A 17,809-nucleotide genomic window follows, 5' to 3' on the forward strand; every position below is an offset into this window, starting at 1 on the left:
CCTACAGCAGATTGTGGCGTTGGGTGCGGGGGGGCTTGTAGGAACACCGCAAGGCGCGAATGCGGACCAGGACTGCCCGGGCGCCAAAGCATGTTGCATGCGGGGGCGCAGAGCCGATGGGAGTAAAATGCCTCGCTTCCCGCAAAGGGCGAGACCGGTGTTTCACGTGGAACAATTCTGATGGATGTTGATTTTGTATTTGTGGCGCTGGGGTTTGCGGCATTCTTTGCGGGCTTTGTCGATTCCATCGTCGGTGGCGGGGGGCTGATACAACTCCCGGCGCTGCTCACCGCTTTCCCGAGCACGGCGCCCGCCGTTCTGTTTGGTACGAACAAGTTGGCGAGCATAGTGGGCACGGCTACTGCCGCTGTGCAGTACAGCCGTCGGGTGCGAATTCCCTGGGGGGTTGCCGGGCCGGGTGCACTCGCTGCGCTGGTGGGTTCGTGGTTTGGTGCGAAGACGGTGGTCTATCTCGATCCTAGTGTTCTTCGTCCCCTGATCTTGTTCTTGCTGGTGCTGGTTGCGGTCTATACCTTCGTGCGCAAGGATCTCGGCTCGGTGTCGACCGAGCCGGAGCACGGCCGGCGCTCCGCCGGAATTGCGGTGGCAATCGGGGGTGTGATCGGGTTTTACGATGGGATCTTCGGGCCGGGGACGGGCAGCTTTCTGATCTTCCTGTTCATCCGCCTGCTGGGCATGGACTTTCTGCGCGCATCGGTATCGGCGAAAATCGTGAATGTGGCGACCAACGTCGCGGCCATCGCCTACTTCGCGGGCAGTGTTCAGATGATGTGGGCCTTGGCCGCCGTGATGGCGGTATGCAGTCTCACAGGGTCGATCATTGGTACGAGCTTGGCGATGCGTCATGGCAGTGGCTTTGTGCGCAAGATGTTTCTTGCGGTGGTGAGTGTGCTGATAGCCCGACTTGCCTACGACACCTTCTTCTGAGGCGCGAGCGTTGCGGATGTTTCACGTGAAACAGACGGCGAAAATCTTTGCGGGAATGTTGCAAAGTTTGCCGTGATAGAATAGCGGGTTCCATTCACTGCTCCATCTACTGCTCAGGAATATGAACGGACTTCATCTGATCGCGGATCTCTACGGCTGTCGCGCAGCCTCTCCAGTTTTGATTGACTGTGAGCACCTCGAAACGCTTTGTGTCGAAGAGTGCCGGGATGCGGGGCTCACGCCGCTGGGTGCGTATTTCTATCAGTTTCGCGACGAAAATGGCGCCCCGGCTGGGGTGACCGGGACCGTGGTGCTGGCTGAGTCGCACCTCGCCATTCATACCTGGCCAGAAACGGGTGATGTGACGCTGGATGTCTATGTGTGCAATTTTTCCCGCGACAATGGCGATTGTGCCCGCCAGGTCTACGCGCGCGTGATTGCGGCACTGAATCCGAGCGAACGTGTCGAGCATGAAGTCACCCGTGGACGTCTGCCGGTGGAGGCCTGAGTCATGAGCGCTCGCGCCGCCCTGGACAAGGAGGGGTTCCTGCTTGAGCACTTGAGCGAGGATGCCGGGTTTTTCTACCGCGGCGGCAAGTTGCTCGAGCAGGGGCGCTCCGAGTGGCAGGATTACGAGGTGTGGGAGACGCCGCTTTTCGGTCGTCTGTTTCGTCTCGATGGCTGCTTCATGACCTCGGAGCGTGACGAGTTCTATTACCACGAGAACCTCATTCAGGTGCCCGCAATGGCGCATGAAGGGGTGAGGCGGGCGCTGATCATCGGCGGCGGCGACGGCGGCTCGGCCGAGGAGTTGCTGAAGTCACCGACCATGGAACGGGTGGTGATCGCCGAGCTGGACGAAAAGGTGATAGACATTTCGCGGCGCTATTTTGCTGCGGTGCATCACGGTGCGCTCGATGACGCGCGCGTGGATATCCGCATCGGCGACGGCATGAAGTACGTCAATGAAGACGGGCCGGCAGCGGGTGATCGCTACGACCTGATCGTGCTCGACCTGACCGACCCGGTGGGGCCGGCAGAGGCGCTGTATACCGAAGACTTCTTTCGCGCCTGTCGCGCACTCCTGGACGCTGGGGGGGCGCTCAGCCTGCATATCGGCCCGCCGGTGTTCCAGCCCGAGCGCGTGCGTGAGCTGGTGCAGCGCCTGCGCCGGGTGTTCACCACGGTTTGCCCCTATTTTCTGTACATGCCGCTCTACGGCAGTCTGTGGGGTCTGGCCACCGCCTCCGACACGCTGAATCCGCAGGCCGTCTCCGCTGACGAGATCGACCGTCGCCTGGAGCAGCGTCGGATCAAGCTGCTTCATCATTACAATGGTGCCGTGCACCAGGCGCAGTTTGCGCTTCCCAATCATCTGCGTGCGCTGCTGGCCTGATCAAGGCGGGCGGCGGGCGCCGTCAGGCTTCGACATCCAGTGAGCTCCTCCGCCGCCCCCCGCCGCCCGCAACGCTCGTCCCCCTCGCGTCCTTCATCGCCCTCGCGGAGTTCGTCCACTCCGCGGAGTTCGTCCACTCCGCGGCCTGCGCGCGCGCCAGCCCCAGCCCCAGCGCCCGATCTGCCTGAAGACAGCCTGGGCTACGCGATGCTGCGCGCAGCCGAACTCGTCGCCCGGGTGATGGAGGGCGGAAACCTCACCGACGCCTTTGAGCGCATGGCCGAGCTGCATGGCAGCTGGCCGGAGAAAACGCGCGCTGCGGTGCGTGATCTGGCCTGGTCCACGCTGCGCGACTATGGTCGTGGCGATGCGATCCTGCGCCAGCTGCTGCACACGCCACCCGCAATCGTCATTCATGCCTTGCTGTTGGTCGCCCTGCGCCGCCTCGAGCAACGCCCCGAGCAGGCGCACACCACAGTGGATCAAGTGGTGCAGGCCGCCGCCGTCGCCATGCCGGGGCTGAAGGGCATGGTCAATGGCGTGCTGCGCAATGCCTTGCGCCAGCGTGCGCAGTGGCCGCAGTGGATCGATGGCGACGAAGAGGCGCGCCACGCCCACCCGCGCTGGTGGGTGGAGCGGGCGCGCGTCGATCACCCCGAGCGCTGGAAGGCGCTGCTGGCTGCAGGCAATCAGCGCTCGCCGATGGCCTTGCGCGTCAATCGGCGTCGCAGCAGCGTCGATGCGGTGCTTGCCGAGCTGGCTGCCGACGACATCCCGGCGCGTGCCCTGGGTGCAGACACCATCGTGCTGGAGCACGCGGTCGCAGTCGCGCGCCTGGCGGCCTATGCGGAAGGCCGGGTGTCGGTGCAGGACGCCGGGGCCCAACGCGCGGCCGTGCTGCTCGCCCCCCAGGCGGGCGACCGAGTGCTGGACGCCTGTGCTGCGCCGGGTGGCAAGGCTGCGCATTTGCTGGAGATGGCGGACATCGAGCTGCTCGCGCTCGAGCTCGATCCACAGCGCGCGCAGCGCATCGAACGTAATCTCGCCCGCCTGGGGCTGCAAGCCCGCGTTCAGGTGGCCGATTGCAGCGCTGTGCAGCAGTGGTGGGATGGGCGCCCATTCGATCGCATTCTGGCCGATGTGCCGTGCTCCGCTTCGGGGGCGGTACGTCGCCATCCCGACATCAAGTGGCTGCGCCGTGATGAGGATATCGCCGCGTTTGCGCTTCAGCAGCGCCGCATCCTCGACGCGCTTTGGCACACGCTCGCCGCGGGTGGCACAATGCTCTACGTCACCTGTTCGGTGTTCGCGCAGGAGAATGCGGCCCAGGTGTCAAGTTTTCTCCGGCGTCACGCCGACGCCGAAATCGTCCCCATTGAAGCTTCCCCCGACTGCCAGTTGTTGCCCGATGTCGACCATGACGGCTTCTATTTTGCCCGCTTGCGCAAGAGGCTCTGAGCGCCTGCTGCGCGCCTGCGCCGTGCTTGCGCTGCTTGTGCCCTTGATCTTCGGGCACACGGCGCACGCCAGCGAGGCGCGCATCGTCCGTGCCGAGATCGTGCGCGGTGACGTCGGCTATGTGCTCAACGCCGATATCGACGTCGAGCTCAATCCACGTCTGGCCGATGCGGTGAGGCGCGGCGTCTCGCTGTATTTCACCACCGAGCTGCGCATCGAGCGGCCACGCTGGTACTGGTTGAACGAGCTCGTCGTCGATCGCGGGCTGGAGTACCGTCTCTCCTATCACGCCATCACGCGCAGCTATCGCCTGTCGATCGGCAGCTTTCATCAGAGTTTCGAGAAGCTCGAAGCGGCGCTCAACACCATGCAGCGCGTGCGCAACTGGCAGGTCGCCGAGCTCGATCAGCTGGTCGCCGGCGTCTCACATGAGGCGGCATTGCGCTTTCGTCTCGACACCAGCCAGCTGCCCAAACCCTTCCAGGTGACGGCGATCGGCAGTCGCGACTGGAACCTGAGCACGGACTGGATGACCTGGACCTTCCTGCCGGGAGCGGCGGGCTTGCGATGAAGCGCATCCTGCTCGTCGTGGCCGCCGCACTGGCCGCGATCTCACTCTTTCTGCTGACCTCGGCCAGCTCGAACACCGATCTGTTCGCCGGTAGCTACCCTTATCTGCTTGCGCTCAATGGCGTGCTCGTGGTCGCGCTCGCCGGGCTGGTCGGGGTGCAGCTGCGCGACCTGTGGCGCGAGTACCGCGCGCAGCAGTTCGGCTCGCGGCTGAAATACCGCCTGGTGTTGATGTTTGCGCTCATGGGCGTGGTGCCCGGCCTGGTGGTGTACGCGGTGTCGCTGCAGTTCGTGGTGCGCAGCATTCAGTCGTGGTTCGATGTGCGCGTGGAGTCGGCGCTGGAAGGCGGCATTGCACTCGGTCAGAACGCGCTCGACTACCTGGTCAGCCAGGTCAGTGACAAGGCGCAGGACATGGTGCTGGAGCTCGAAGGCGTCGAGCTGGTTTCGCCGCTGCTGCTCAATCGTCTGCGCGAACGCGTGACTGTGGGCAGCGCCACCGTGATGACGGCCAACGGGCAGATCCTTGCCACCGCAGCCGATGTCGCGGCAGGACTCATCCCGGACCTTCCCAGCATCAACCAGCTGCGCCAGGCGCGCCAGGGGCGTGAATTTCATGTGGTCGAGAGCCAGCCCGACGGGCGTCTGGTGATCCGCGTCATCGTGCCGATTCCGCTGCGCACGCTGGCCGGAGAGCCCAGGCTGCTGCAGCTGACGCAGGCGGTGCCGGAGACCTTCGGACTGCACGCCGAGGCGGTGCAGGAAGCCTATCGCGAGTACCAGCAGCTCGTGCTCGGGCGCGAAGGCCTGAACCGCATCTACACGCTGACCTTGACGCTCACCTTGCTGCTGGCGCTGCTCACCGCCGTTGCCGCCGCCTTCATCATCGCGCGCCGCCTGGCGGCGCCCTTGCTGATCCTGGCCGAGGGCACACAGGCGGTGGCCGCGGGCGATTACAGTCCACGCCAGGCGCTGCCGGCAAAGGACGAGCTCGGTGTGCTGATCCAGTCCTTCAACCGCATGACGCGCCAGCTCGAGGATGCCCGTGGCGCAGCACAGCGCAGCGGTGCCGCCGTCGAGGCCGCACGCGCCTATCTGGAGAGCGTGCTGGCCAATCTGTCGGCGGGGGTGCTGGCGTTTTCGGCTGACGGCAAGCTGCGCGCGGCCAACCATGGGGCGATGCAGGTCCTGGGCGACACCCTGAGCGGTTTTGAGGATATCGCCCTTGCCGACTGGCCGCGGCTGGAACAGTTTCGTGACGCGCTGCTCGATGGTTTTGATGCCAACGAGGGCGACTGGCACACTCAGATCGAGCTCTCGGTCAAGGGCAGCACGCCACTGACCTTGCTCATTCACGGCTCGCGCCTGCCCGCGACCTCGGGCGGCGGTCTGGTGGCGGTGTTCGACGATGTTTCACACCTGGTCGCCGCGCAGCGCACTGCCGCCTGGGGCGAGGTGGCGCGCCGCCTCGCGCACGAGATCAAGAACCCGCTGACGCCGATCCAGCTCTCGGCCGAGCGCCTGGCGTTCAAGCTCGCGGACAAGCTCGATGACAGCAGCCGCGCCATGCTCGAGCGTGGCACGACCACGATCGTGAACCAGGTCGAGGCGATGAAGAACCTGGTCAACGCCTTCCGCGACTACGCCCGCCTGCCGGCGCCCAGGCTGTCGGCGATCGACCTCAATGCGCTCATTGGCGAGGTGCTGGAGCTGTATGAGAGCGCGGCTGCGGGGATCCGTCTCGAACTCGCGCCAGGCCTGCCCGCGGTGCAGGGTGACGCGTCGCAGATTCGACAGGTGATCCACAACATGCTGCAGAATGCACAGGATGCGCTCGCCGGCATGGACAATGCCGAAGTGCACGTGATCACCCAGCGCGAGGGCGATCGTGTGCTCTTGCTGTTTCGCGACAATGGCCCGGGTTTTCCGGCTGAGGTGCTCGCGCATGCGTTCGAGCCGTATTTCACCACCAAGTCGCGTGGCACCGGACTCGGGCTGGCGATGGTGAAGAAAATCGTGGACGAGCACGGTGGTGACGTCCGCCTGGGCAACCGCGACGGCAGCGGGGCGGAAGTCCGCATCCGGCTGCGGCTGGCCGAAACCAATGGTGAACACTGAACACAATGGCAAAGATACTCATCGTTGACGACGAAGTGGGCATTCGCGAACTCCTGTCCGAGATCCTGCGTGATGAGGGCTACGACATCCTGCTCGCCGAGAACGCTACCGCAGCGCGCGCGCTGCGCAATGCCGGGCGCCCGGACATGGTCCTGCTCGACATCTGGATGCCCGACACGGATGGCATCACGCTGCTCAAGGAGTGGGCTGCCAACGGCCAGCTCAACATGCCGGTGGTGATGATGTCGGGCCATGGAACCATCGACACCGCGGTCGAGGCCACGCGCATCGGTGCCATTGACTACCTGGAAAAGCCGATCGCGCTGCAAAAGCTGCTGGTGGCGGTGAAGCGTGGCCTGCAGCGCCCGCTGCTACCGGGCGCGCCGGCGCCGCTGACGCTGGCGGCATTCACGCGTTCGGTGCAGCTGCGCGAACTGCGCCGCCGCGTCGAACAGATCGCCAGCAGCTCACGTCTGCTGCTGTTGCGCGTGGGCGCGGGCAGCCTCGCCGAGCTGGTCGCGCGCAGCGCCCCAAGCGCCAGCACGGGCTGGCTTGACCTGGCGGCGATCGCCACGCCGCTGGACATCAGTCAGCTGCAGGCGACCCAGGGCGGGGTGCTGTTCGTCGGCGAGCTGGCGCGGCTGTCGCGCGCGCAGCAGAAGAACCTGGCCTTCGCCGTCGATCGTCTCGAACGTTATGACCTGCGCCTGGTGATGGCCACCGACCGCAGCGCCGAGGCGCTGCTCGCCGAAGGCTGGGACGAGACCCTGCTGTCGCTGCTGTTCGAGGTCAGCCTGGCACCACCGTCGATGGCCGAGGTGCGTGACGACCTGCCCGAGCTCGCCGCCCAGATCCTGTTGCATCTGGTCGAAGGCGGTGAGGTGCCCTTGCGCCGCTTCTCCACCGCGGCCCTCAACCAGGTGCGCAACCTGGTATGGCCGGGCGGGTATGCGGAGCTGCGCGCTGCGGTGAAGTCGCTTGCCTTGGGCACGCTCGAAGAGGAGATCGGTGTCAGCGACGTGCGCCGGCTGCTGCCGCCGGATGCGGTGGCGGGCTCGATCGGGGTGTCCTTCGACCAGCCCTTGCGTGAGGCGCGTGAGTCCTTCGAGCGCCTCTATTTCGAGCACCACTTGCGCCTCGAGGGCGGCAACATGACCCGACTGGCGGAGAAGACCGGGCTGGAGCGCACCCATCTCTACCGCAAGCTCAAGCAGCTCGGTCTGCAGGCCGGGCGACGGCACGAGGAAAACCAGTAGCGCGCGATTGGATGTTGCAGTGCACTATTCGTGTGTCCGGATGTTGCGGGGCAGCGTAGAATCGTCCGTTGATATGTTTTGCGGACACAGCCGGTGAAGATCATCATTCTCGGTGCGGGACAGGTGGGCGCCTCGGTGGCGGAGAACCTGGTTTCAGAAGCCAACGACATCACCCTCGTCGACACCAGCGCGGAACACCTCGCCATGCTGCGCGATCGCCTCGAGGTGCGCACCGTGTGTGGCAATGCGGCATCGCCCAAGGTGCTGCGCGATGCCGGTGCCGACGACGCCGACCTGCTCATCGCCGTCACCCAGTCGGATCAGACCAATCTGTGCGCCTGTCGCATCGCCAAGGTCTTGTTCAACCTGCCGACGCGTATTGCGCGCCTGCGCTCGACCGACTACGTCGATTACCCCGAACTGCTCGACGACAGCAATTTTGCGGTCGATTTCTCGATCTGCCCCGAGCAGGTGGTGACCGACTACATCAAGCGTCTGATCGCCTTCCCCGAAGCGCTGCAGGTGCTCGAGTTTGCCGACGGCGTGCTCAGCCTGATCTGCGTGCGTGCCTTCGAGGGCGGACCGCTGGTCGGCCATCCGCTCAAGGCGCTCAAATTTCACCTGCCCAACGTCGAGGTGCGGATCGCCGCCATCTACCGCAACGGCGTGCCCATCATCCCGCAGGGCGACACCATCATCGTCCCCGGCGACGAGGTCTTCTGTCTCGCGGCCACGGTGCACGTGCGTCGGGTGATGAGCGAGCTGCGCCGTTCGGACAAGCCGATGCGCCGCATCATGATCGCCGGCGGCGGCAATATCGGCTTTCGCCTCGCGCAGTCCATCGAAAACAACTACCACGTCAAGATTCTCGAGGTGGATCGGGAGCGCGCCGAGTTGCTCGCCACCCAGCTGTCGAAAGCGCTGGTGCTGCGCGGCGACTCGACCGACGAGAAGCTGCTCGAGAACGAAGGCATAGACGAGACCGACCTGTTCGTGGCCCTCACCAACGACGAGGAAGACAACATCATGTCGGCCTCGCTCGCCAAGCGCATGGGGGCACGTCGCACGCTGGCGCTGATCAACCGCAAGAGCTACGTCGATCTGGTGCAGGGCGGGCCGATCGATATCGCCATCTCGCCCGCCCACACCTCCATCGGCACCCTGCTCGCGCATGTGCGCCGGGGTGACGTGGTCGCGGTGCACAGCCTGCGCCGGGGGGCGGCCGAGGCGCTGGAGATCATCGCCCACGGCAGTCGCAAGGACTCCAAGGTGGTGGGCCGTCCGATCGAGGAGATCGTGCTGCCCAAGGGTGCGAGCATCGGCGCCATCGTGCGCGACGAGAAGAACGAGGAAGGGCGCGTGATCAGGCGCGAGGTGATCATGCCGCATCACGACACGGTGATCGAGGAGAGCGACCACGTGATCGTGTTCTGCACGCACAAGAACATGGTGCGCAAGATCGAGAAGCTGTTCCAGGTCGGCTTCCACTTCCTCTGACGAGCGATTCTCAGCATGCGTGCCTACTACCCCGCCTTGAACGCGCTCGGCCTGATCATCATGATCTTCGGCCTGCTCATGGGCTTTCCGCTCGGGGTGTCGATGTGGCTCGACGATGGCGCGACCCTGGCCTACGACCAGTCGATGTTTGCCACCTTTGTGGTCGGTCTCGTGATCTGGGTGCTGACCCGGGGGGCACGTCGCGACCTGCGGGTGCACGATGGCTTCTTCCTCGTCGCCGCGACCTGGATTGTGTTGCCGCTGTTCGGTGCCCTGCCCCTGCTCGCCTACATCCCCGATCTGGCTTTCACCGACGCCTACTTCGAGGCGGTGTCGGGTCTGACCGCCACCGGCGCCACGGTTCTGTCCGGGCTGGACGCCTTGCCGACCTCGATCAACCTGTGGCGCACCTTCATGCACTGGATCGGCGGCATGGGGGTGATCGTGCTGGTGGTGGCGGTGCTGCCGCTGCTGGGCATCGGTGGCCGGCAGCTGTTCAAGGCTGAAGTGCCGACGCCGATGAAGGACACCAGCCTCACGCCGCGCATCGCCGAGACCGCCAAGGGCTTGTGGATGACTTATCTGCTGCTCACCGTGGCCTGCACCCTGAGCTTGTGGTGGGCGGGTCTGGAGGGCTGGGATGCGCTCATCCACGCGTTTTCCATTGCCGGGCTGGGGGGCTTTTCGAACAAGGACGCCTCGATGGGCCATTTCGACAACCTCAACGTCGAGTTGGTGACCATCGTGTTTGCGGTGCTCGCGGGGCTCAACTACGCCACCCACTACCTTGCCCTGGTGCGGCGCTCGCTCAAGCCCTATGCGCGTGACCCGGAGCTGCCCTTCTATTTCGGCGTGCTCTTGTTCAGCGTGGTCATGCTCACGCTCTACCTGATGTACTGGCAGATCCACCTCGAGCCGCTCGCCACCTTGCGCAGCGTGGTCTTCCACGTGGTATCGATCTCGACCTCGCTGGGTCTGGTCGTCGATGACTACACGGCGTGGCCGATGTTCGCGCAGATCTGGCTACTGTTCCTCGGCAGCTTCATCGCCTGTTCGGGCTCCACCGGCGGCGGCATCAAGATGATGCGGGCGATGATCCTGTACAAGCAGGTGTTGCGCGAGATCATCCGCTCGCTGCATCCCAATGCAGTGCGCCCGGTGCGGATGGGCAAGCAGGCGGTGCCCGAGACCATCCTCTACGCGGTGCTGGGTTTCAGCTTCATGTACATGGTCACCATCGTCAGCCTGACCCTGGTGCTGTCGGCGACCGGGCTGGATCTGATCACCGCGTTTTCTGCCGTGGTTGCCTGCCTGAACAACACCGGCCCCGGACTCGAGATGGTGGGGCCGGCATCGAACTACCAGGCCCTGGCCGCATTCCAGAAGTGGTTGCTGGCCTTCACCATGATCCTCGGCCGGCTGGAAATCTTCACCCTCCTGGTCGTGCTCACGCCTGCGTTCTGGCGCCGCTGAGCGCCAGCCGGGCGCACACCACGCCTGTGGCCGCGCGGGTTTCGGTGCCGCTTTGACACGCGACAAGCCCATTGCTGCCGCCTACAGGCGATAATCGGGGATTGTCCCTGAACGACTGTTATAAGGACTCGACGTGAGCCGTCTCAAGAACGACACTTTCCTGCGCGCCTTGCTGCGCCAGCCCACAGAACATACGCCCGTCTGGTTGATGCGTCAGGCCGGCCGTTACCTGCCGGAATACTGCGAGACGCGCAAGCGCGCCGGTAACTTCCTCAATCTGTGCAAGAGCCCGTCGATGGCTTGCGAAGTGACGCTGCAGCCGCTGGCGCGTTACAACTTCGACGCCGCCATCCTGTTCTCGGACATCCTCACCATTCCGGATGCGATGGGCCTGGGCCTGTATTTCGCCGATGGCGAGGGGCCGCGCTTCGAGCGCCCGCTCAAGGATGAGTGGGAGATCCGCAACCTCAGCGCGCCCGATCCGCATGCCGAGCTGCAGTACGTCATGGACGCGGTGAGCGAGATCCGCCGCGCGCTCGACGGCAGCGTGCCGCTGATCGGCTTCTCCGGCAGCCCGTGGACGCTGGCGTGCTACATGGTGGAAGGGGCGTCGTCGAGCGACTACCGCAAGGTCAAGAGCCTGGCCTACAGCCGCCCCGACCTCATGCACCACATCCTCGAGGTGACCGCGCAGGCCGTGATCAAGTACCTCAACGCCCAGATCGAAGCGGGCGCGCAGGCGGTGATGGTGTTCGACTCCTGGGGTGGCGTGCTGTCCGAGGCCGCTTATCGCGAGTTCTCGCTGCCCTACCTTGAGAAGGTCGTGGCCGGGCTGATCCGCGAGCGTGACGGCCAGCGCGTGCCCAACGTGGTGTTCACCAAGGGCGGCGGACTGTGGCTGGAGTCGATTGCGGCCATCGGTTGCGACGCGGTAGGCCTGGACTGGACCATGGACATCGGCCGCGCACGCCAGCTGGTGGGTGACAAGGTGGCCTTGCAGGGCAACCTCGACCCCAACGTGCTGTTTGCGCCGCCCGAGGTCGTGGCCCATGAGGCGCGCCGCGTGCTGGACGCCTACGGCAATCATCCTGGCCACGTATTCAATCTTGGCCACGGCATCTCGCAGTTCACCCCGCCCGAGAGCGTCACCGTGCTGGTTGACACCGTGCATGAGCACAGCCGCAAGCTGCGCGCCCAGGGCTGATACCTGCGCTGACGCTCGCCGCTTTCCGAAGGGGCGCGGCGAGCGTCTGTCAAGCCCGAATTGGGTGTTTGAAAGTTGTTTAAAGGCTTGACTTATGCACATCAGCGCGATCCAGCTGTGCGCGCAGGGTGTACTGCATATCTTATCCGGCCATTTTCATAAGCCATTGAAAACAAAGAGTCTTTCAAAAGACCGATATTGAGGCAGTGTAAGGAAAAGCCTGATTCTGTGCAGGTTTGGGGCCGATTTGCCCAGCTTTCCCACAAACTTATCCACAGGTTTTGTGGACAAGCGCCGGGAGCGGTTTTTCCGCCAATGACTTGCCCTGTGTTTTCTTGATTCGTCCTCACGAATCGATCACAAGACGCTGAGATAAAACGTCTTTCCTGGTCCGCCCCCGCGCAGCATGCCCATTGTCCGTGTCGCCCTGCCGCTTCCCCTGCCGCAAGTGTTCGATTACCTCGCCGCGGATGCGACGGCTGAGGACGTCGGGCGCTGCGTCAAGGTGCCATTCGGCCGTGGCGAGCGCAACGGTCTGATCGTTGCGCTCGCCTGCGATGCCGATGTCGATGGCGGCATCGACCCCGGCCGTCTCAAGACGGTGCTTCACATTCAGCGCGATGTGCTGCCTCTGCCCGCGGACTGGCTGGAGTTGGTGGCTTTCGTCGCGCGTTACTACCACGCGCCGCTGGGCGAGGTGGTCGCGCTCGCCTTGCCACCCGGACTGCGTCGTGCCGACGGCGTCAGCGCCGAGGACGAAGACCCGCTGCTCGACATCGGCGTGGCGGGCACCGAGGCCTTGCAGGCCACGCGCCGCCCCAGCAAGGCGCTGGCCTTGTTGCAGGCGCTGGCGCAGGACAGCCCGCCCTGGCGGCGCAGCGTGGTGCGCGAGCGTGAGGGCGGCGAGGCGGTCGGTGACTTGCTGCGCCGCGGCTGGCTGGTGCCGGCTGCCGAAGATGCACAGCGCCTTGATGCCACCGGCAGCCTGCCCGCGCTGACGGCCGAGCAGGACGGCGCGCTGCAGGCCATGCTGGCGGATGGTGAGGGCTTTCGCAGCTGGCTGCTGCATGGTGTCACCGGTAGCGGCAAGACCGAGGTCTATCTGCGTCTTGCTGCGCACATGTTGACCCAAGGCCGGCAGGTCCTGATGCTGGTGCCCGAAATTGCGCTGACACCACAGCTGGAACAGCGCGTCGCCCAGCGCTTTGCGGCGGCCAGGGTGGTGAGCCTGCATTCTGGCCTGGCCGACGGTGCGCGCTCGCGTGGCTTCGTCCAGGCCCTCAGCGGCCACGCCGACATCGTCCTCGGCACCCGCCTGGCGGTGTTCACACCGCTGCCGCGGCTGGGCCTGATCCTGGTGGACGAGGAGCACGACGCCTCTTACAAGCAGCAGGAAGGCGTGCGCTATTCGGCGCGGGATCTGGCGGTATGGCGCGCACGCCAGCGCGACGTGCCGGTCGTGCTGGGTTCGGCCACGCCCGCGCTCGAAACCTGGTACCACGCCCACAACGAGCGCTATGCGCTGCAGGTGCTCAGCCAGCGCGCGCTGGCGGCCGCGATGCCGACGGTGCGCTGCATCGACGTGCGCCGCCTGAAGCTGGACGAAGGCCTCAGCCCCGGCCTGCTCGCGGCCATTGGCCAGCGCCTGGCGCGCGGTGAGCAGAGTCTGGTGTTCCTGAATCGCCGCGGCTATGCGCCGGTGTTGTCATGCCCGTCCTGCGGCTGGGTGAGCCGCTGCCCGCACTGTTCGGCCAACCTCGTCGTGCATCTGGTCGACCGCCGCCTGCGCTGCCACCACTGCGGCTGCGATGCGGGCATGCCGCGCGCCTGCCCCAGCTGTGGCAATCAGGACATCCAGCCTTTTGGCCGCGGCACGCAACGTGTGGAGGCCCGCCTGGCCGAGCTGTTCCCGCAGGCGCGTGTACTGCGTGTGGATCGTGACGCCGCACGCACGCGCAAGCAGTGGGAAGGCCTGCTGGCGACGATCGCCGCGGGCGGCGCCGACATCCTGGTCGGCACGCAGATCATGGCCAAGGGCCATGACTTTCCGAACCTGACCCTGGTGGGCGTGATCGGCGCAGACGCGTCCTTGCACGCGGCCGACTTTCGCGCCCCCGAGCGCCTGTTCCAGCAGCTGATGCAGGTGGGCGGGCGCGCCGGGCGCGGCAGCCTGCCCGGTGAGGTGCTGATCCAGACCGAATACCCCGCACACCCGCTCTTCCTGCACCTTGCCCGCCACGACTTCGACGCCTTTGCCCGCATGGAGCTGCAGAGTCGGCGCAGCGCGGGCTTTCCGCCCTTCAGCCATCAGGCCATGCTGCGTGCCGACGCCCCTGCGCTGGACGATGCGCTGGAATTCCTGCGTCACGCCCGGCGCCTGGCCGACGCGCGCGCGACCGAAGGGGTGCGCATCTTTGACCCGGTGCCGATGCGCATGACGCGCCTGGCGCGCCGCGAACGCGCGCAACTGCTGATCGAATCCGACCAGCGCGGCCCGTTGCAGGCCTTTCTTGCCGACTGGGTGGCGCAACTGTACTGCCAGCGCAGCGCACGTGAGCTGCGCTGGCAACTGGACGTCGACCCGCTCGAGGTCTGACCCTCGAGTCCGAGCCGTTCAGCGTCTTGCGGCGTGAGCGCTCAGATGCTGCGCTCGACGGCGCAGCGGTAAAGCTCCAGGGCTTCGTCGCGGCTGTTGGCGCTCACACCCAAGTCGCGGATCAGGCCGTCGTTGAGGCTGTAGCACCAGGCGTGCACGGTCACGCTCTGGCCGCGCTGCCAGGCTTCGCGCAGGATCGGGGTCTGGCACACGTTCACCACCTGATGGATGGCGTTGAGCTCGCACAGTCGGTTCAGGCGTTCGTCGCTGTCGTCGATCTGTGCCAGGCGCGTCTCATGGCGGTCGCGCACGTCCTGCACATGGCGCAGCCAGTTGTCGGTGAGGCCGGTGTGGTTGTCGTTGAGCGCGGCCTTCACGCCGCCGCAACCGTAGTGCCCCACCACCAGGATGTGTTTCACACGCAGGATCGCCACCGCATAGTGGATGACCGAGAGCGCATTGAGGTCGGTATGAACGACGACGTTGGCGATGTTGCGATGCACGAAGACTTCACCCGGCGCCAGCCCGACGATCTGGTTCGCCGGCACGCGGCTGTCGGAGCAGCCAATCCAGAGGTATTCCGGTGATTGCTGGTTGACCAGGCGCGTGAAGAACTCGGGGTCGTCGGCGTGCTTGCGCTCGGACCAGGCCTTGTTGTTGCCAAATAGGTGTTCGATTGTCTGGGGCATGGTCGCTGTCTGTAGGCAAAGGCTGGAAAGCCGTAATTATGAATAACTATGCGGGTGCTTGTCAGCCTTGGCGTGCTGCAGGGGCCGTTCTTGCTGCGCGAGGCCTTCCCCGGTATGCCGACTGCGTGCGCCGCAGCATCACCCGTCCCAGATCCCCAGCTCCACCAGTTGCCGCGTCGCCGCGTCGGCCCAGCCGCGGTTGGCGATCGGGCTCGCCGGGCTGGGATGCAGGATGCGACCGAACTTGAGCTTGTGCATGTCGCCCAGCGCTTCCATTGCGCGCGTCTCCGCCCAGTTGCCGATGCCGATGACCCATTCCGGTTGCAGGGTGGCGATCACGGTGCGCAGGTGGGTGTCGCAGGCGGCGAGCAAGGGGCGGCGTTCGCCCACCACCAGCTTGTCCGGCGTGAGGTTGCGTCCGCCTTCGAAAAAGGCCAGCGGACAGTAATTGACGATGAAGTGTTCGGCGAAGAAGGCCTCCGGGGTGCCGAAGCGGGCGCGAAACAGGCCCCACAGGCGCTGACCGCTGACCTCGGAACGGGTGCAGGCGAAGCCTTGCACCGGGCGCTTGGCGTTGATATTTGCGGGTTGCCCGACCGCGCCTTCCAGCCCCAGCCAGTCGCGCGCGCTGGCAATCTCGCCGAAGGGCACGCCGATCTGCGCCATGCCGAAGGGGCCGGGGTTCATGCCGACGAACACCACGCGCTTGTGCCCCGCGCCGAAGCGCTCCAGGTAGCGGCGATGGATGTTCCAGGCGTAGTCGAGCGGGTTGTAGACGTGGGTGACGGGTGCGGAGAAATGCATCGCGTCCACCGCTGCCGACAGGCTGAGCGCAGCGTCGATGAGGATGGGCGCTGTGGCGGGTTCAGTCGAAGTGGGCACGGTCATCGGGCGTCTAGGCAGAAGGCGAGGGGGAGCCCGAGTTTAGCCGGCTCGTGGACGGCTGCGACAGTCGGCGATGAATTCGCGGCGCGTGCTCATGTCTGCCTGTCCCATCAATCGTCCACCACCCCGTCGATCTGCGGCCGGCCCAGGCGGCCGAGCGCATCGCGCAGCCACCACACCATGAGTACGCCCGGCACCGCGACCACGATGGAGAACAGGAAGAAGGCCGGCCAGCCGATGCTCTGCGACAGCACGCCCGAGAGCGGGCTGACGTAGATGCGCCCGACCGCGGCGAAGGCCGACAGCATGGCGTAGTGGGTGGCGGTGAAGCGCTGGTTGCACAGCCCCATCAGCAGGGCGACGAAGGCCACCGTGCCCATGCCGCCGGTGATGTTCTCCCCCGCGATCACGGTCAGCAGCAGCAGGTCGAGCGCCGCTGGCGCATGGAGCGAGACGAAGCCCCAGTCAAAGGCCGGCACCAGCACCGCGCCCCAGGCGCCCTTGCCCAGCTGGGCAAGCAGGTAAAAGCCGAAGTTCGACAGCAGCTGCAGGATGCCGAACAGCAGCAGCGAGCGGTACAGCGCCAGCCGCGTCATGATCAGGCCGCCGATGAAGGCGCCCAGGATGGTGAGCCAGATGCCGATGACCTTGTTGGCAATGCCGACTTCTTCCTGCGCAAAGCCCATGCCCTTGATGAGGAAGGGCGTGGTCAGGCTGCCGGCGAAGGCGTCGCCGAGCTTGTAGAGGATGATGAGGGCCAGAAAAGCCGCTGCACCATGCTGGGCGAAATAGCTCGACAGTGATCGGTTCAGCGTCTCGAAGCCCGCACGGCGCGCCGCCCAGCCCGCGAGCGGCAGCGCCAGCGCGATCTCGGCGAGCACGAACAGGAGCTGGATCCAGCGGTTGTCGTCGTTCGGGTCCAGCCCGACCAGGATCAGCGCCTGGCGGGCGATGAGAAAGCCGGCGCCGACGCCGAGCAGCATCGCGCCAAAGCCGAGCAGCTCGCGCCTGGGATCGGAGTCGAGCGCCTTGAGCGCCGCCGATACGCGCGGCAGCGCCAGCAGTGAAACCGCGGCGCAGGCCAGCATGATCAGCGCCATGGTTTCGTACACCCGCGGCCACGAGGCCCACTGCCCCGCCCAGATCAAGGCGATGCCGCCTGACACGATCATCGCCAGGCGATAGGCAAAGACATGCACCGAGGCGCCCAGGCCGCGCTCGGCCTCGGGCAGCAGATCGGTGCGGTAGGCGTCGACCACCACGTCCTGCGACGCCGACAGGAAGGCGACCAGCACCGCGGCGGTGGCGAACAGGCCGGGGGTGCTCACCGGCGACAGCGTGGCCATCCACCACAGCAGCGCCGCCAGCGCGAGCTGGGTGAGGGCCAGCCAGCCGCGGCGGCGGCCGAGCCAGGGCGGCTCGAAGCGGTCCATCAGCGGCGCCCACAGGAACTTGAAGGTGTAGGGCGCGCCGACCAGACCGAAGAAGCCGATGGTGGCGAGGTCCACGCCGTCCATGGTCAGCCAGGCCTGCATGGCCTGGCCGGTCAGCGCCAGCGGCAGACCGGAGGCAAAGCCGAGCACCAGGATGGCGGACAGGCGCCAGGCGCGCGCAAGGGCGGGAGGGGAGTGCACGGAGGGCAAATGAAGGCGCAGGCGGGGATGGGACGAAGCAGGAGGAGAGCGAGGCGGCCCTTGTCGCGCGGGCGGCGGCGAATGC

At 65.8% G+C, this 17,809-nt stretch carries 14 protein-coding genes; 11 read left to right on the plus strand and 3 right to left on the minus strand.

Going from position 1 to position 17,809, the window contains the following annotated elements:
* Positions 1–180 precede the first annotated feature (180 nt).
* The 11 genes from M622_RS35560 to M622_RS35610 all read left to right on the plus strand — a co-directional run bounded on the left by M622_RS35560 (position 181) and on the right by M622_RS35610 (position 14,516).
* Entirely contained in the window at positions 181–948 is a 768-nt protein-coding gene (locus M622_RS35560) for a sulfite exporter TauE/SafE family protein (protein WP_021250487.1), read from the plus strand.
* 121 nt (positions 949–1,069) lie between these two features.
* Positions 1,070–1,456: an adenosylmethionine decarboxylase gene (gene speD / locus M622_RS35565; RefSeq protein WP_021250488.1), complete on the plus strand. Its 387-nt coding sequence runs from the start codon at positions 1,070–1,072 to the stop codon at positions 1,454–1,456.
* A 3-nt stretch (positions 1,457–1,459) separates the two neighbouring features.
* On the plus strand, positions 1,460–2,344 hold the full coding sequence (gene speE, locus M622_RS35570) for a polyamine aminopropyltransferase (protein ID WP_021250489.1): 885 nt from the start codon (positions 1,460–1,462) through the stop codon (positions 2,342–2,344).
* 207 nt (positions 2,345–2,551) lie between these two features.
* Entirely contained in the window at positions 2,552–3,802 is a 1,251-nt protein-coding gene (rsmB, locus tag M622_RS35575; protein WP_021250490.1) for a 16S rRNA (cytosine(967)-C(5))-methyltransferase RsmB, read from the plus strand.
* Positions 3,762–4,373 carry a DUF4390 domain-containing protein gene (locus tag M622_RS35580; protein ID WP_370696047.1) on the plus strand — a complete coding sequence of 204 codons (612 nt, stop codon included), beginning with the start codon at positions 3,762–3,764 and terminating at the stop codon, positions 4,371–4,373. The genes rsmB and M622_RS35580 overlap by 41 nt, the downstream gene beginning before the upstream one ends.
* Complete coding sequence (locus M622_RS35585) at positions 4,370–6,490, plus strand: sensor histidine kinase (protein ID WP_021250492.1); 2,121 nt, start codon at positions 4,370–4,372, stop codon at positions 6,488–6,490. The genes M622_RS35580 and M622_RS35585 overlap by 4 nt, the downstream gene beginning before the upstream one ends.
* Before the next feature lie 5 nt (positions 6,491–6,495).
* A complete protein-coding gene (locus M622_RS35590; protein ID WP_021250493.1) occupies positions 6,496–7,746 on the plus strand; it encodes a sigma-54-dependent transcriptional regulator in 1,251 nt (416 codons plus the stop codon).
* 93 nt (positions 7,747–7,839) lie between these two features.
* Positions 7,840–9,243 carry a Trk system potassium transporter TrkA gene (trkA, locus tag M622_RS35595; protein WP_021250494.1) on the plus strand — a complete coding sequence of 468 codons (1,404 nt, stop codon included), beginning with the start codon at positions 7,840–7,842 and terminating at the stop codon, positions 9,241–9,243.
* Between the two features lie 15 nt (positions 9,244–9,258).
* Complete coding sequence (locus M622_RS35600) at positions 9,259–10,716, plus strand: TrkH family potassium uptake protein (protein WP_021250495.1); 1,458 nt, start codon at positions 9,259–9,261, stop codon at positions 10,714–10,716.
* Positions 10,717–10,849: 133 nt separating this feature from the next.
* Positions 10,850–11,920, plus strand: a complete 1,071-nt coding sequence (gene hemE, locus M622_RS35605; RefSeq protein ID WP_021250496.1) for a uroporphyrinogen decarboxylase — start codon at positions 10,850–10,852, stop codon at positions 11,918–11,920.
* 406 nt (positions 11,921–12,326) lie between these two features.
* Entirely contained in the window at positions 12,327–14,516 is a 2,190-nt protein-coding gene (locus M622_RS35610) for a primosomal protein N' (RefSeq protein ID WP_021250497.1), read from the plus strand.
* 41 nt (positions 14,517–14,557) lie between these two features.
* On the opposite strand, the gene can is transcribed toward M622_RS35610, so the two are convergent.
* The 3 genes from can to M622_RS35625 form a co-directional block, all read right to left on the minus strand.
* Positions 14,558–15,205, minus strand: coding sequence for a carbonate dehydratase (gene can / locus M622_RS35615; RefSeq protein ID WP_021250498.1), 648 nt, complete (start codon positions 15,203–15,205; stop codon positions 14,558–14,560).
* A 138-nt stretch (positions 15,206–15,343) separates the two neighbouring features.
* Positions 15,344–16,093 carry a uracil-DNA glycosylase family protein gene (locus M622_RS35620; RefSeq protein WP_021250499.1) on the minus strand — a complete coding sequence of 250 codons (750 nt, stop codon included), beginning with the start codon at positions 16,091–16,093 and terminating at the stop codon, positions 15,344–15,346.
* A gap of 107 nt (positions 16,094–16,200) precedes the next feature.
* Positions 16,201–17,724, minus strand: a complete 1,524-nt coding sequence (locus M622_RS35625; RefSeq protein WP_021250500.1) for an AmpG family muropeptide MFS transporter — start codon at positions 17,722–17,724, stop codon at positions 16,201–16,203.
* Positions 17,725–17,809: the final 85 nt, after the last annotated feature.

It is taken from the genome of Thauera terpenica 58Eu (assembly GCF_000443165.1).
Classification (GTDB): Bacteria; Pseudomonadota; Gammaproteobacteria; order Burkholderiales; family Rhodocyclaceae; genus Thauera; species Thauera terpenica.